The organism is Subtercola boreus, assembly GCF_006716115.1.
In the GTDB taxonomy this organism is placed as follows: Bacteria; Actinomycetota; Actinomycetes; order Actinomycetales; family Microbacteriaceae; genus Subtercola; species Subtercola boreus.
The window spans coordinates 2,211,526-2,226,737 of record NZ_VFOO01000001.1 but is presented as its reverse complement, the minus strand read 5'-3'; the positions used below and the strand labels follow the sequence as shown (position 1 = coordinate 2,226,737).

The window sequence follows — 15,212 nt, the reverse complement described above, 5'->3', positions numbered from 1 at the left end:
CCATGACGAACGTTCTACCCGAACATGTCGAGAACCTGCGGACGCGCACCCACGACTTCATCCGCGAGGTCGTGATCCCGGCAGAACCCCGTCCCGGCGCACGGCTCACCGACGAGGCCAAGGCGGGGTTGCAGCAGCAGGCCAGGGCGGCCGGGGTCTTCGCACCCCACGTTCCCGTGGAGTTCGGCGGGCAGGGTCTGGAGATCGAGTACTGGTCGCCGGTCTTCCAGGAGGCCGGCTATTCGCCCATCGGCGCCAGCGTTCTCAACTGCATGGCGCCCGATGAAGGCAACATGCACATGCTCAATCTGATCGGAACCGATGACCAGAAGATCCGGTATCTCACGCCGCTCGCCGCGGGCGAGGTGCGCTCGTCGTTCGCGATGACCGAGCCGCATCCCGGTGCGGGCTCGGATCCGGATGCGCTGATGACGACGGCCGAGCTGCGAGGCGAGCGCTGGTCGATCTCGGGTCGCAAGCGGTTCATCAGCGGTGCGGACGGCGCCGGCTTCTTCATCGTGATGGCCCGGACTCCGGCTGTCGAAGGTGCGAAAGCAGGGGCGACGATGTTCCTGGTCGATGCGGCCAACCCGGGCGTGCGCCTGGGCCGGCACATCCACACCATCGACCGCGCGATCGGGGGCGGGCACCCCCATGTCGATTTCGAGGACTGCCTGGTCGACCGTGACGCTGTGCTCGGTGAGGTCGGTCTCGGCTTCCGTTACGCGCAGGTGCGCCTCGGCCCCGCTCGTCTCACGCACTGCATGCGCTGGCTGGGTCTCGCCCGCCGTTCGCTCGACATCGCTCTCGACCGGATCGGGCAGCGCCAGATCTTCGGTGCGCCCATCGACGAGCTGGGCATCGCCCAGGAGATGATCGCGCAGAGCGTCATCGACATCGAGACGTCGGACGCGATCATCACGAAGACGGCGGGGCTTCTCGCCACAGACGGCAAGGCAGGCTCCGCGATGTCATCCATTGCGAAGGTGTACTGCTCAGAGGCGGTCAACAGAGTCATCGACCGCTCGATTCAGCTCTGCGGTGGTGACGGCGTCTCCGATGATCTGCCGCTCGCGTCGTACCTGAACGAGGTGCGGCCGTTCCGCATCTACGACGGATCGAACGAAACTCACAAATGGGTGATCTCCAGGCGAGCATCCGCCAGACGGAAGAAGGCGGTCGAGCACGGTGAGCCCTTCCTCGCGACGCTCTATGACGATGAGGAGAACACCCACTCATGACGACGACACCCGATGGCACAGAGGTCGTGGCCTCCCGCGCCGAAGCCCTGCAACTGCCCTCACCTCCGCTGCTGATCGTCGATTCGGTGACGCAGTTCCTTGACGACAACGCTCTGGGGGATGGGCCGATCGACTGGCAGCGCATCGGTGACGGCCAGTCGAACATCACCTATCGCATCGACCGCGGAGCCGAGACGTTCATTCTGCGGAGGGGGCCCAGGCCGCCTCTGCCGCGGTCGACCCACGACATGCTGCGCGAGGCGCGCATCCAGCACCTCGTGGGCGAACGGGGCATTCCGGTGCCCCGCATCCTGGCGTCGACGGGGGACGAGTCGATCCTCGGTGTTCCCTTCTACGTCATGTCGTTCCTCGACGGGGAGGTCATCACCGATGAGATCCCCGTGATGCTGGACACTCTCGAACAGCGCCGCGCGACCAGCGTCGCCATCGTGGAATCGCTCGTCGCGCTGCACAGCGTCGATGTGACGACCGGCCCTCTGGCGGCATTCGGTCGTCCCGACGGTTACCTCGCGAGGCAGGTCGAACGCTTCGCCTCCCTGTGGGGAGTGACCTCGAAGCGCACGCTTCCGGCTGTCGCCGAGCTCGGTGACTGGTTGCGTGGCACCGTGCCCGACAGCCAGCGAGCATCTGTCGTGCACGGCGACTACCGCGCCGGCAACCTGATGTTCGCCAGCCGGGCGCCGGCCGAAGTCACCGCCATCCTCGACTGGGAGATGGCAACCCTGGGCGATCCCCTGGCCGATCTCGGCTACCTGACGGCCACCTATGCCGAGCCGGGCGTGGAACCGACGCCGCTGGAGCTCACTCCTGTCACGCGGGAAGCGGGCTATCTGCGACGGGACGAAATTGCGGCGCTCTACGAGCAGCGCATGAAGGTCGACCTCGGCGACCTCCGCTGGTACCAGGCGCTTGCGCTCTGGAAGGCGGCGATCTTCTGCGAGGCGATGTACACACGCTGGCTCGACGGTGAGCGACCGGGTGACACTTTCGGGCCCACCCTCGAGACGGGTGTGCCCCGGCTTCTGGAGGGCGCACGCGAGTTCGCGGGGATCGGCAGCAGTCGCACATCCTGAACCGGCCGGGGGTTGATGAGCGTGTGCGAAGATACCGTAGACGTAGATCGGGAAGGGACAACGTGGCGGATCCGCAAGGAACGGCAGAGAAGGCACCTCGGGAGCGCAGGAATCGCGATCCTGAGATGATGCGTGCGGCCCTTGCCCTGTTCTCGCGCAAAGGCTATTCCGCGGCGAGCGTGCAGGATGTCGCCGATGCGATCGGCGTTCTGAAGGGCAGTGTCTACCACTACATCGGCTCGAAGGAAGACCTGCTGTTCAGGATCTTCGACGACGCCCACGTCGAGAACGAAGCGCTGATGATCGAGATCTCGGCACTGGATGTCGGTCCGGTGGACAAGCTGCGCACCTACCTCGAGCGCTCCCTCCTCGTCACCCTCAACAACATCGAGCGCACCACCCTGTACTTCCGCGACTGGCGGTACCTGACCGGTGAGCGCCAGGAGACCATCTCGAAGCACCGGCGACAGTATGACGTCTTTCTGCGGGAGCTGATCTCCGAGGCCTACAAGGCGGAGGGCGTCGAGTCCCATGTGCAGCTGAAGCACATCTCGTCGTTCGTGATCGGGGGCACGAACTGGGTCGCAGACTGGTTCCGCTCAGACGGGCCCGACTCGGCGGAGTCGATTGCGAAGGACTACACCGACATGGCCATGTCTGCCATCTTCCGTTCGCAGGACCGTCCCGAGCACTGATCGACCGCCGCTGAACGCAGTTTCACCAGCCTCCCAGAGAGCCCCCGCGCCACTTCGGCCCGGGGGCTTTCTGCGTCGTGTGGCATTCTGGACAAACCAACCGATTGATTGATAAGCTCGATTCTGTCAGTCAGGGAGCCCCAATGCCAGAAGCCTTCATCGTCGAAGCTGTCAGAACACCGGTCGGAAAGAAGAACGGTGGCCTGTCGTCGCAACACCCTGTAGACGTGGCTGCCCACGTGCTCCAGACGCTCATCGAGAGAACCGGGATCGATCCCGGCGCGGTCGACGACGTCATTCTCGGCAACACAGACTCCGTGGGCCCGCAGGCCGGCGACATCGCCCGTCTGTCCTGGCTGGCGGCAGGTCTTCCGCAGCACGTCCCCGGGGTCACCATCGATCGCCAGTGCGGTTCCTCGCAGCAGGCCGTGCACTTCGCGGCCCAGGCCGTGATGAGCGGAACACAGGATGTGGTGGTCGCCGGCGGAATCCAGATGATGAGTGTCGTTCCGATCAATCTCGCCTGGACCGTCGGACACGACCTGGCCTTCTCCAGCCCGTTCCAGAGCGAGAGTTGGCAGCGGCACTACGGCGCCGAGGAGATCGATCAGTTCCGCGCAGCCGACCTCATCGCCGAGAAGTGGAACATCACCCGCGAGCAGATGGAGGAGTACGCGCTGGCCAGCCACGCGCGGGCTGTGCACGCCATCGACTCGGGGTACTTCACCGGCCAGATCACGCCGTTCGGCGGCCTGGCGGTGGACGAGGGCCCCCGGCGGGACACGAGCCTCGAGCGCATGGCCGGCCTGCCGACCCTCCGCGAGGGTGGCCGCGTCACGGCGGCACTCTCCAGCCAGATCTCCGACGCCGCCGCAGCCCTGCTGGTGTGTTCTGCCGACGCCGTCGAGCGCCACGACCTGAAGCCCATCGCCCGCGTGCACACGATGACCGTGCTGGGAGACGACCCCGTCTACATGCTGACCGCACCGATCGCCGCAACGCGCCGTGCCCTGGAACGGAGCGGCCTGACTGTCGATGACATCGACCTCTTCGAAGTGAACGAGGCCTTCGCCTCTGTCGTACTGGCGTGGCAGAAGGAGCTCGGGGTCGAATCGGAACGCCTCAACGTCAACGGCGGTGCCATCGCCCTCGGACACCCCATCGGGGCGAGCGGGGCCCGCATCATGACCGGGCTGCTGGGCGAACTGCAGCGCACGGGTAAGCGCTACGGCCTGCAGACGATGTGCGAAGGCGGCGGGCAGGCCAACGTGACGATTCTGGAGCTGCTGTGACTATGACAAGCGAAAGGGCCGCTTCGCCCTACCCGGACAGCGCCGAAGAGTTCCGTCAGCGCGTGCAGGAGTTCCTCTCTGCACAGCTGCCCGCGGGCTGGAACGGGCTCGGCTCGATCCCGACCGAGGAACAGGTGGTCTTCATCGACGCCTGGCGGGCGACGCTCCACAGGAACAACCTGCTCGCCGTGAGCTGGCCGGAGTCGTACGGTGGAGCAGGGCTCACCCCGCTCGACCAGCTGGTGCTGGCGGAGGAGTTCACGAAGGCCGGTGTTCCGCAGGGTGGGCTGAACGACAACTTCAGCATTCAGATGCTCGGTTCGACCCTTCTGAAGTTCGGTACCGAAGACCAGAAACAGTATTACCTGCCACGCATCCTGAGCAAGGACGACGTCTGGTGCCAGGGCTTCTCCGAACCTGAGGCGGGTTCCGACCTCGCCGGCGTCCGCACGCGTGCTCACCGTGACGGCGACGAGTGGGTCATCGAGGGTCAGAAGACCTGGACGTCGTATGGCCACCTCGCCACTCATATCTTCGTTCTCTGCAGGACCGATCCCGACGCAGTGCGGCATCGCGGCCTGAGCCTGCTGCTGGTGAAGATCGACCAGCCGGGCGTGACGCTCCGTCCGCTGAAGACGCTGACCGGCGAGGAGGAGTTCAACGAGGTCTTCTTCGATGGTGCCCGGTGCGCGGTCGAGAGCATCGTGGGCGAGGTGAACGACGGCTGGCGGATGGCAATGACGCTGCTCGGTTTCGAGCGGGGCGAAGCCGCGGCCACGCTGCCGATGAAGTTCGGCCAGGACCTCGAACGACTGGTGCAGCTCGCGATCCGGTACGACAAGGCGGGCGATGACACTGTCCGGCAGCGACTCGCTCGCAGCGCCGAGGGTGTCGAGCAGATGCGCAGCATGGGGATGCGCGCGGTGAGCCAGTGGGTGAACGGCCACGAGATCGGCGCTGAGTCGTCGATCCACAAGCTGTTCTGGAGCGAGTGGCTGCAGGAGACGACGGAGTTGGCGATGGACATCATGGGAATCGACGGCATCATCCCGACCGGCGACGGGCTGCAGGGCATGAGCTTCCCCGCGGCGGAGGCGGGAACGCCGAACACCTCCGGGGCGTGGGCCGACTACTTCCTCCGCGCCCGCGCTGCGACGATCTACGCCGGCTCGAGCGAGATCCAGCGCAACATCATCGGCGAGCGCATCCTCGGGCTCCCGAAAGACGCGAGGTAGGTCATGTTCTTCGAACTGGATGAGGACCAGGAGCAACTGAAGGACCTGATGCGTTCCTTCCTCCAACAGGAGAGCCCGGAGCACACGCTGGTGCAGCGCACGGAGAACTCCCTGGAGCGCCCGCACGACGTGAGAGTGTTCGACCGGCTGTGTGCAGAACTCGAACTCGTCGGCCTCGCCATACCCGAGGAGAGGGGCGGATCGGGTGCAGGCCTGGTGGAGCTCTTCGTGGTCTTCGAGGAACTCGGGCGTGTGCTGTACGGCGGACCACTGCTCTCGACCATGCTCGCTGCCGAATTGATCGTCACTGCCGACACAGAGGATGACTTCGCCGAGCTGCTCGGGCAGCTGCTGGCCGGTGCCGTGCGGGGCGCCGTCGCAGGCCTCGAGTGGAACCGGCCGTCCGGCCTGACGGCGAGCCAGGACGAATCGGGTCACTGGATCGTCTCGGGTGTCTCGGACTACGTGTTCGACGGCACCGACGCAGACCAGGTGGTGCTGTTCGCCGATTCGGGCGACGGCGTGCGGTGCTTTCTCGTCGACCAGCCGGAAGCCCTGGAACGGTCGGCCCGGGAACAGCTCGATCTGACCCGGCCGGTCGGCCGCATCCGGTTCGACGCGGCCCCCGTGACGCCGATCGGCAGCGCCGCTTCGGCGGCAGGGGTACGTGAGCGGGTCGTCGCGGTGGCCACTCTCTGCATCACGGCCGAACAGGTCGGTGCGGCACGTCGGTGCCTCGAGATCTCCGTCGAACACGCGGCCAGCCGAACACAGTTCGGGCGCGCGATCGGCTCGTTCCAGGCGGTCAAGCACCGCTGTGCCGACTCGGCGGTGTTGGTCGAAGCGGCATCGGCGACGGGGCTGCACGCGGCCTGGGCGCTACAGCAGGATGCCGGGCAGCAGGACCCGGTGGTGCGCTCTGCGAAGTCGGTCTGCTCGGAGGCCTCGGTGAAGGTCGCCGCGAGCACCATCCAGGTGCTCGGTGGGATCGGGTACACCTGGGAGCATCCGGCGCACCTGTTCTACCGGCGCGCGATCACCAGTCGGCAGACCATGGGCACGACGTGGCAGCACCGTGACGACATCGCGTCCCAGCTCTTCGCCCGTGGCTGAGCCTCCACCTCTGAAGGAGGAGGCCGCGGTTCTCTTCCGGGTGGAACCGCTGCAGATTCTTCTCTTCGCGCGGGCGATCGGCGATGAGAACCCCGCCTACGTCGAGACGCCGGCCCTGGCTCCGCCGACTTTCACGCAGACCTTGCAGCACGTGCTGCCCGACTATGAGTTCCGTCCGCGCATGAATGAGCCGTGGATCGGGACCGGTGGCGTCGCCGATCGGAGTCCGGCAGAGGCGGGGCCCACAGGCGAGACCGCAACGGGCGCGACCCTGCACGCCGAGCAGAGCTTCGAATACCACCGCCCGATCGTGGCGGGCGATGTTCTGCTCGCGACGACCCGTGACGGGAGGTCGTGGCAGAAGGAGGGGCGGCGCGGCACGATGGCGTTCTTCGAGCGCATCACGGAGTTCCGGGACGGTGACGGGGAGCTTGTCGTCACCAGCACCCTGGTTGGTGTGACCCTGCCGCCGCCCGGGCAGGAGGCCTGATGGCGACGAACCGTGTCACCGCGGCAGAAGTGCGTCCCGGCGCATCGTGGTCGAGGCTGCTGGTGCAGCATCTGACCCGTGGGCAGATCGTGCAGTATGCCGGTGCCTCCGGCGACTTCAATCCACTGCACACCGACGAGCCGTATGCCGTCGGTGTGGCAGGCTACCCCTCGGTCTTTGCGCATGGCATGTTGACGATGGCCCTGGCTGGAAGCGCGCTCACCGACCTCTTCGGCGCCGACAGCCTGGCCCGGTTCGGCGGGCGTTTCCGCGCCCAGGTGTGGCCGGACGACACCCTGACGGCCGGGCTGCGCGTCGAGGAATGTTCTGAAGACGGCTCAAGCGCCGTCATCGCTCTGCGCGTGGTGAACCAGCTGGAGATCGTGGTGTTCGAGGGTTCTGCAGACGTGCGGGTGGGCAGGCGATCCGCCGTTTGACAGAACGGGTGCCGCGTGGCACCATGAAAAAAACCAATCAAGCGGTTGGTTGGCAAACAAGCAGAGAGGCTTGCGACGATGGCGTTGAAGATCGGCATAGCGGGATGGTCATTGCTCCCACCGAGTGCGGAGATCCCGGGGGCCCTTGACGAGCTGATCTACTCGGCGACGTCCGAGGCTCTGGTCGCTGCGAAGATGACGATCGGCGAGATCGACGGAGTCTGCATGGCGTCGTCAGACCTGAACGACGGCCGGGCGATCTCGACGATGACCCTCACAGGCTCGTCGGGCTCGTTCCACAAGAGCGAGATGCGGGTCTGCAACGACGGTCTCGCCGCGGTCTGGATGGGTGCGGCAGAAGTCGGTTCCGGCGCAGCCGAGACCCTGATGGTCGCCTCCTGGAACAAGTTCAGCGATGTCGTCGACCCGGCGGCGATCCCGGCCCTCGCGCTGGAACCGTCGATGCACCGCTCGCTGAAGTATCACCCCGACGCCATTCTGAGTCTTCGCGAGTCTGCTGAGTCCGGCACTGTGGTCATCACCAGCGCAGAACCGCTGCAGCCGAACGACACGGCGACAGCCGTGGTGATCACCGCCGACGGGCATCCGAAAGCCGGTGACCTCGTGCTGAGCGGGTTCGGATCATCGACCGGACCGTACCTCCGGCCGGGGGAACCCGTTCTGAAGCCCACCCAGGCTGCCGCGGCCGCTGCGCTGGCGTTCGCCGGCGTCGACGCGAGCCGACTGAGCCGGGTCTTCGTGGCCGGGCTCCACCGCATCGCGAGCGCCGACATCGCGGCCGCTCTGTCCGTGCCCGAATCGGCAATCGTGCGGGAAGATCCGCAGACAGCCGACCTCGGCTACGCCGCAGGGCTCGTTGCGCTCGTTCATGCGCTGAACAGCGGAATAGACGGCCCGACCCTGGTCATCTCAGCGGCCGGACTCGGAGTCGAAAGCGCCAACGCCGTACTAGTGGAGAAGAAATGACGACCAACGCAGCAGCCATCCTGGGTTTCGGGCAGACGAAGTTCCGAACCGTGAGAGAAGACGTCAGCGGCCCTGAGCTCGTATTCGAGGCCGTCAGCGCAGCCCTCGCCGACTCGCAGATGGACATCGACGACATCGACGCTGTCGTCTTCGCATCGGCACCCGAAGTCTTCGAGGGGGTCTACGAGCCCGACAGATGGAGCATCGAGGCCTTCGGCGGTGTCGGCAAGCCGGTCGTGCGGGTGCACACCGGTGGTGCGACAGGGGGATCGGCGGCGATCGCCGGTGCCCGGCTCATCGAGTCCGGCCTGTACCAGACGGTGCTGGTCGTGGGGCTCCAGCGAACCTCGGAGACCCCCGACGCCCAGGCCGTGTTCACCACGATCTTCGACCCGATCTTCGAGCAGGACGTGCAGCTGAACGTCATCACCGGCATCGCACTGGTGGCCTCACGCCAGATGAAGTACTTCGGGCTGACCGAGGACCACATGGCCTGGGTCTCGAAGAAGAACTTCGACAACGCCCTGCTGAACCCGTTCGCCCACCTGCACAAGCACATCACGACCGAAGACGTCAAGAATTCGCGTCCGCTGGCGTGGCCGCTCCGGCTGCTGCACACCTGCCCGCGCTCCGACGGCGCAGCAGCCGTGGTCATGACCTCGGGTGAGAACGCCAAGCGCCACAAGAGCGTCGCATGGATGCGCGGCGGCGGTCACGCGACAGACGTCTACCGCATCGGAGACCGCATCAAGGACGCGGACTCCGACCTCGCGATTCCGCGCGCCCTGGGCTGGGCCTGCGCCGATGCCTACCGCGAGGCCGGCATCACCGATCCACTCAACCAGCTCGACGTCGTCGAGGTGTACGCACCGTTCTCCAACCTCGAGATCGGCTACTACGAGTCGATGGGCCTGGCGCCTTCCGGCCGCGGCATCGAGTTGGTCGAGTCGGGTGCCACAGCGCTCGGCGGCAAGATCCCCGTCGTTCCCTCGGGTGGCTGCATGACAGCCAATCCGATCGGAGCGACCGGCCTCGTTCGCTTCGGTGAAGCGGCACTGCAGGTGATGGGTCGCGCGGGCGACCACCAGGTCGATGGGGCGAAGCTGGCGCTGGCGACAGCGTGCGGCGGAATCGACCAGTTCTACACGGCCGCCGTTCTCGCGTCCGACCCCGAGTGACAGCCTCCAACCAGCGATCAAGGGAATTGACATGACAGACACAGTGCGTAAGACAGAGACAGTGCGTATACCGGGCGAATGGCACATCGGGTACCAGTACACCATCGGCACCTTCGCCAGTGCCTTCTTCGAGGGCCTCCGCAAGGGAGAGATCTGGGGGTCGCTCTGCGAGGAGAACGGCGAAGTGGCCGTGCCCCCGAAGTCGTTCAACGAGCAGGCCTTCGTTCCGACGGACAAGCTGGTGCAGGTGGGGCTGAACGGCACCATCGAAGCAGTCACCGTTGTCACTGCACCCTTCGCCGGGAGCCCCGACGTTCCCTACGCGGTCGTCTACGTGAAGCTCGACGGTGCGACCTCCTCCATCGCCAACTACATGCACGGCGTCGACCTCGGCGACGGCACGACGCTGCCGGATGCTCTGTCGATCGAGTCGCCGGTGCACGCCGTCTTCTCGCCCGAGCCGGAGGGCCGGGTCACCGACTTCTGGTTCGAGCCGGGAGTGGCATGACCGGTCCGCTGACAGGGATCCGCGTCGTCTCCCTCGCCGAGCAGTACCCGGGGCCGTTCGCCTCGCTGGTGCTCGCCGACCTGGGAGCCGACGTGATCCTGGTCGAGCGGCCGGACGGGGGTGACCCCTCGCGGCGCTTCTCCGGTCACTTCGAGGGCCTCAACCGCAACAAGCGGTCGATCGTGCTCGATCTGAAGAACGAGCCGGGTATCGGCGCGTTCCACCGGTTGCTCGAGACGGCCGACGTGCTGATGGAAGGCTTTCGTCCCGGCGTGATGGAGCGACTCGGGCTGGGTGCCGAGAAGCTGCGGTCGCAGCATCCGGAACTCATCTATGCGTCCATCTCCAGTTACGGCCAGACGGGGCCGCTCAGCAGGCGCGGCGGCCACGACCTCTCCATCCAGGCCCTTGCAGGCTTCGTCTCGCAGGGCGAGAACCCGGCACCGGTCGAGCTTCCGCTGGCAGACACCACGTCGGCGCTGTACGCGACCATCGGCATAGTGACGTCGCTGTTCGCCCGCACATCGAGTGGCAGGGGAACGCACGTCGACGTCTCGATGCTCGACGCCCTCGTCGCCCTGCGGAGCACCTCGCTGACGTCGTCGCTCAATGCGATGACCCCCGCGCCGTACCCACCCGAAGATCCCGGCTACGGTGTCTTCCGGGTGGGCCCGAAGCGCGAGCTGGCAGCGCTCAGCATCACAGGGGAGGACCACCAGTGGCGCGAGCTCTGCGCCGTCATCGGCTTGGCAGACCTCGCCGAGGTGCCGACTCTCGAGCGGGAGGCGCGCAGAAGCGAGCTCAGGGGCCGACTCGAGGAGGCCTTCACCCACTATGAACTGGCCGACATCGAAGACGAACTCGCCTCACGCGGCGTCGGCTTCGGGGGAGTGAACGACGACAGCGCTGTCGCGAACGACCCACAGGTCATCGCGCGGGGAACGATCGTCGAAATCGAGGGGTCGGGCGGGGTGCGCGTCGTGCGCCAGCCCATCCACTTCGACGACTATGCCGGCGAGGTGGAAAAGCGTGCACCCCGGCTGGGCGAGCACACCCGCGAAGTGCTCACCGGGATCGGCTACAGCGAGAGCGACATCGAGGACTTCATCGCAGCGGGTGGCATCGTGCCGGCCGCCCTACACGCAGACGAAAGAGCCAGAGTATGACTATGCAGTTCGACGGCAGGGTCGCCGTCATCACCGGTTCTGGATCGGGCCTCGGCCGGGCCCACGCCCTCCTGCTCGCCTCGCGGGGCGCGCGCATCGTCGTGAACGACCTCTCGCGGTCAGCCGACACGGGCGAGTCGTACGCCCAGAGAGTCGTCGACGAGATCGTCGCGGCGGGCGGAGTGGCGGTGGCCGACACGAACTCTGTGGCCACACCCGAGGGAGGGGCGGCGATCATCCAACAGGCCGTCGACTCGTTCGGAACCGTCGACATCCTCGTCAACAACGCCGGGATCGTGAGGGACAAGTCCTTCGCGAAGATGACCGCCGAGCAGGTCGATCCGGTGCTCGACGTGCACCTGGGTGGCGCGTTCAACGTGACGTTGCCGGCGTACCGCCTCATGAAGGAGCAGAACCACGGCCGCATCATCTCGACGACCTCCGCAGCCGGCCTCTTCGGAAACTTCGGCCAGGCCAACTACGGGGCAGCGAAAATGGGGCTGATCGGTCTCTCGCGGGTCATCGCGCTGGAGAGCGCGAAATACGACATCACGGCCAACATCATCGCGCCGATCGCCGCAACGGCGATGTCGGCCGGGATTCTCGACGAAGAGTGGGAGCGTCGCCTGAGGCCAGATCTGGTTTCGCCGGTCGTCGCCTATCTGGCACACTCGGACTGCACGGTGAGTGGAGAGATCTTCTCGGTGGCGGCAGGGCGCGTGGCTCGCATCTTCATCGGTGAGGGTCGGGGCTTCTATTCGCCGGACCTCACCATCGAAGATGTTCGTGACTCGTGGTCGACCATCCTCTCCGAAGAGGGGTACTCGGTGCCGATGAGCGCCGCTGACGAACGTGACCTGCTCGAGAAGTCGTTCACCGCCTTCGAGAACCCGACATCCTGAAAATTCCTGTTCACCGACGAATAGTGATGACATGTTTGCAGATCTCCCCGAAGCGCTGAGGGCTCACGCTGCAGAGCGCCCCGGCGTCGTCGCCGTCGAGTCGGGCGGAAGGTCCCTCACCTACGAGGGACTGGATGACCGTTCCGACCGGTTCGCCCGGGCACTGGTGGCGATGGGCGTCGTGCGGGGCGAGAGAGTCGCCTTCCTGGCGAAGACCTGTATCGAGTACTTCGAATACCTGGTCGGCACGATCAAGGCAGGAGCGGTGCCCGTTCCGGTCAACTGGCGGCTCGCCGTCCCCGAGATCGTCGAGGTGGTGTCAGACGCCGAGGCCGTCGTGCTCGTGGTCGACGACGAGTACATCGACCGGATCGTCGGAGTCTCCGACCGTCTGCCAGGGGTGCGGCGCATCATCCCGCTCTCCGCGCACGACGGTCTGGTGAGCTGGACGGAACTGCTCGACCAGTACGCCCTCGGGCAGCCTGTCGACGCCCCGGTCGCGGCAGACGCTGTCGTGCTGCAGATCTACACGTCGGGGACCACCGGCCGGCCGAAGGGCGTGATGACCTCCAGCGGGGGTTTCCTCTCGTATCTCTCGAGCCTCGCCGACGTGGCACGCTTCGAGCCCGGCTCGATCAGCCTCTCGACCATGCCGTTGTTCCACATCGGCGGCACGGGCTGGGCGGTTGCCGGCCTCTATCGAGGAGCGACGACACTGTTACTGCGTGATGTGGATCCCGACCTCATTCTCGACACCGTCGAGCAGCGTCGGGTGACAAACCTCATCGCCGTGCCCTCCGTCGTGTTGATGCTGCTGAACTCGCCGAGGTTGGCGACCAACGACTTCAGCTCGCTCGACTACCTCTACTACGGGGGAGGCCCGATGACGCAGTCCATTCTGCAACGCGCCCTCGACGCCTTCGACTGCGAGTTCGTGCAGGGCTTCGGTATGACGGAGTGCCCCTTGATCACGAGCCTGACCCCGGCGGACCACCTGCTCGACCGTGCGCTGCTGCGCTCGTGCGGGCGTCCCATCGGCGACACCGTCGTGCGCCTGGTGGATCCGGAGACCGGGACGGATGTCGAACGTGGCACGGTCGGCGAGATGTGGGTGCGCTCGCCCCAGGGCTTCGCCGGCTATTGGAAGCAGCCGGCCGTCTCCGCCCAGACACTCGTCGACGGAGAGTGGCTGCGAACCGGGGATGCCGCTCTGATGGATGACCAGGGTTACCTGTTCCTTCAGGATCGGGTGAAGGACATGATCGTCTCCGGCGGCGAGAACGTCTACCCGGCAGAGGTCGAGAATGCCTTGGTGAGCCACCCGGGTGTGCGCGAATGCGCGGTGATCGGAGTGCCTTCGGAGAAATGGATCGAGACGGTCAAGGCCGTCGTCATCCGTGAACCCGGCAGCGACGTCGGTGAGTCCGAGCTGATCGCCTTCTGCAAGTCGCTGCTCGCCGGCTACAAATGCCCCACAACGATCGATTTCGTCGACCAGCTGCCACGCACGCCTTCGGGCAAGGTCGTCAAGTTCGAGCTGCGGGAGTTCTACAGGAAGACGTCGGCGGAGAATCGCCACGAACAGCATGCGGAGGCGTGAGAACGATGGTCTCGATCAGGGAACACGGGTGGCTTGCCAGCGCAGCCGCCACGGTATGGGAGGTCGTCGGATCGCCGTCGGCGATCACCGAATGGGCACCGAGCATCGCTTCGGCGGTGATGGACGGATCGCTCCGCACACTCACGCTGAAGCGAGGAGGAGAGATCGTCGAGGAGATCGTCACGCTCGACGACGAACTGCGGCGGATCCAGTACGCGGTGCGGAGCGGTCTGCCCGTCACCGCCCATCTGGCCACGGTCGACGTGATCCCCACGGGAGAGTCGAGCTGTCTTGTCCTGTACAGCACCGACCTCAGTCCTGACGGCCTGGCGGCTCCGATCGCCCGCTCGATGCAGAACTCGATCAGTGCACTCGTCGAACGATTCGGCGCCTACGACGACAGTTCGAATCGAGAGTCTGAAAAATGAAGATCGGGCTTGTCACTTTTCCCACCGACGAGAGCATCCGCCCCGACGTGCTCGCCATCGAAGCCGAGAAACGCGGGTTCAGCTCCCTCTTCTTCACGGAGCACTCCAACATCCCGGCCAGCCGGGAGACGCCGTATCCGGGCGGTGACGAACTTCCGCCGGAGTACTACCGCACCTACGACCCGTTCGTCGCCCTGAGTTTCGCGGCGAGTGCGACCACGGAACTCCGGATCGGAACAGGGATGTGCGTGCTGGTGCAGCGCGATCCGATCCACACGGCCAAATCTGTCGTGTCACTGGATCACCTGAGCCGCGGCCGGTTCGACTTCGGCATCGCCGCGGGCTGGAACGTCGACGAGATGCGCCAGCACGGAACGAACCCGGGAACGCGCACGAAGCTGCTGCGGGAGCGCGTGCTCGCGATGAAGGAGTTGTGGGCGAAGGATCTCGCCGAATATCACGGCCAGCTCGTCGACATCGCCCCCACGACACTCCGACCGGCACCGCTGCAGCGCCCGCATCCGCCCATTCTGCTCGGCGGGATGGGGCCGACCGTTCTCGACCGGGTGCTCGACTATGCCGATGCCTGGTGTCCCAACCCCGGCTGGCCGGCGATGCCCGATCTGCCCGATCGCCTCCAGGAACTGCGGGACCGCTCCCGAACCTCGGGGCGGGGCCACATTCCCGTCTACATCTTCGGTGTCACCGGGGGTGCAGAGCAGGCTGACGTCTATCGTGAGTGGGGTGTGGACGAGAGCGTCTTCCTGCTGCCGACACTGCCCCAGGACGAGACGATTGCCGCACTCGACGAACTGGCTTCGGCTGTGCTGTGAGCCACCTCCAGCC

Annotated in this window: 16 protein-coding genes; all 16 read left to right on the top strand. The window is 66.0% G+C overall.

Annotation, left to right across the window (positions count from 1 at the left end; genetic code table 11):
- The first annotated feature begins 2 nt into the window (after positions 1 to 2).
- Positions 3 to 1,241 carry an acyl-CoA dehydrogenase family protein gene (locus FB464_RS10365; protein WP_116413928.1) on the top strand — a complete coding sequence of 413 codons (1,239 nt, stop codon included), beginning with the start codon at positions 3 to 5 and terminating at the stop codon, positions 1,239 to 1,241.
- On the top strand, positions 1,238 to 2,335 hold the full coding sequence (locus FB464_RS10360) for a phosphotransferase family protein (RefSeq protein WP_116413929.1): 1,098 nt from the start codon (positions 1,238 to 1,240) through the stop codon (positions 2,333 to 2,335). Before FB464_RS10365 ends, FB464_RS10360 begins: the two co-directional genes overlap by 4 nt.
- Positions 2,336 to 2,463: 128 nt before the next feature.
- Entirely contained in the window at positions 2,464 to 3,030 is a 567-nt protein-coding gene (locus tag FB464_RS10355) for a TetR/AcrR family transcriptional regulator (protein WP_170151864.1), read from the top strand.
- Positions 3,031 to 3,173: 143 nt separating this feature from the next.
- Entirely contained in the window at positions 3,174 to 4,322 is a 1,149-nt protein-coding gene (locus tag FB464_RS10350; RefSeq protein ID WP_116413931.1) for an acetyl-CoA C-acetyltransferase, read from the top strand.
- A gap of 2 nt (positions 4,323 to 4,324) precedes the next feature.
- A complete protein-coding gene (locus FB464_RS10345; protein ID WP_116413932.1) occupies positions 4,325 to 5,557 on the top strand; it encodes an acyl-CoA dehydrogenase family protein in 1,233 nt (410 codons plus the stop codon).
- A 3-nt stretch (positions 5,558 to 5,560) separates the two neighbouring features.
- The gene (locus FB464_RS10340) at positions 5,561 to 6,670 is read left to right on the top strand and encodes an acyl-CoA dehydrogenase family protein (protein ID WP_116413933.1); all 1,110 of its coding nucleotides are present in this window, start codon (positions 5,561 to 5,563) and stop codon (positions 6,668 to 6,670) included.
- Positions 6,663 to 7,160: an FAS1-like dehydratase domain-containing protein gene (locus tag FB464_RS10335; protein WP_211327309.1), complete on the top strand. Its 498-nt coding sequence runs from the start codon at positions 6,663 to 6,665 to the stop codon at positions 7,158 to 7,160. Before FB464_RS10340 ends, FB464_RS10335 begins: the two co-directional genes overlap by 8 nt.
- On the top strand, positions 7,160 to 7,597 hold the full coding sequence (locus tag FB464_RS10330) for a MaoC family dehydratase (RefSeq protein ID WP_116413935.1): 438 nt from the start codon (positions 7,160 to 7,162) through the stop codon (positions 7,595 to 7,597). The genes FB464_RS10335 and FB464_RS10330 overlap by 1 nt, the downstream gene beginning before the upstream one ends.
- A 78-nt stretch (positions 7,598 to 7,675) precedes the next feature.
- Positions 7,676 to 8,584, top strand: coding sequence for a beta-ketoacyl-[acyl-carrier-protein] synthase family protein (locus tag FB464_RS10325; RefSeq protein ID WP_142206663.1), 909 nt, complete (start codon positions 7,676 to 7,678; stop codon positions 8,582 to 8,584).
- Positions 8,581 to 9,762, top strand: coding sequence for a thiolase C-terminal domain-containing protein (locus tag FB464_RS10320; RefSeq protein WP_116413937.1), 1,182 nt, complete (start codon positions 8,581 to 8,583; stop codon positions 9,760 to 9,762). Before FB464_RS10325 ends, FB464_RS10320 begins: the two co-directional genes overlap by 4 nt.
- Before the next feature lie 31 nt (positions 9,763 to 9,793).
- Positions 9,794 to 10,270 carry a Zn-ribbon domain-containing OB-fold protein gene (locus FB464_RS10315; RefSeq protein ID WP_170151865.1) on the top strand — a complete coding sequence of 159 codons (477 nt, stop codon included), beginning with the start codon at positions 9,794 to 9,796 and terminating at the stop codon, positions 10,268 to 10,270.
- On the top strand, positions 10,267 to 11,436 hold the full coding sequence (locus tag FB464_RS10310) for a CaiB/BaiF CoA transferase family protein (protein ID WP_116413939.1): 1,170 nt from the start codon (positions 10,267 to 10,269) through the stop codon (positions 11,434 to 11,436). The genes FB464_RS10315 and FB464_RS10310 overlap by 4 nt, the downstream gene beginning before the upstream one ends.
- Positions 11,433 to 12,338, top strand: coding sequence for an SDR family NAD(P)-dependent oxidoreductase (locus FB464_RS10305; RefSeq protein ID WP_211327311.1), 906 nt, complete (start codon positions 11,433 to 11,435; stop codon positions 12,336 to 12,338). Before FB464_RS10310 ends, FB464_RS10305 begins: the two co-directional genes overlap by 4 nt.
- Positions 12,339 to 12,369: 31 nt before the next feature.
- Positions 12,370 to 13,938, top strand: coding sequence for a long-chain-fatty-acid--CoA ligase (locus tag FB464_RS10300; protein WP_116413941.1), 1,569 nt, complete (start codon positions 12,370 to 12,372; stop codon positions 13,936 to 13,938).
- Between the two features lie 5 nt (positions 13,939 to 13,943).
- Positions 13,944 to 14,366 (top strand): SRPBCC family protein, encoded by a 423-nt coding sequence (locus FB464_RS10295; protein WP_246093182.1) that lies wholly within the window; start codon positions 13,944 to 13,946, stop codon positions 14,364 to 14,366.
- Positions 14,363 to 15,199, top strand: coding sequence for an LLM class F420-dependent oxidoreductase (locus FB464_RS10290; RefSeq protein ID WP_116413943.1), 837 nt, complete (start codon positions 14,363 to 14,365; stop codon positions 15,197 to 15,199). The genes FB464_RS10295 and FB464_RS10290 overlap by 4 nt, the downstream gene beginning before the upstream one ends.
- Positions 15,200 to 15,212: the final 13 nt, after the last annotated feature.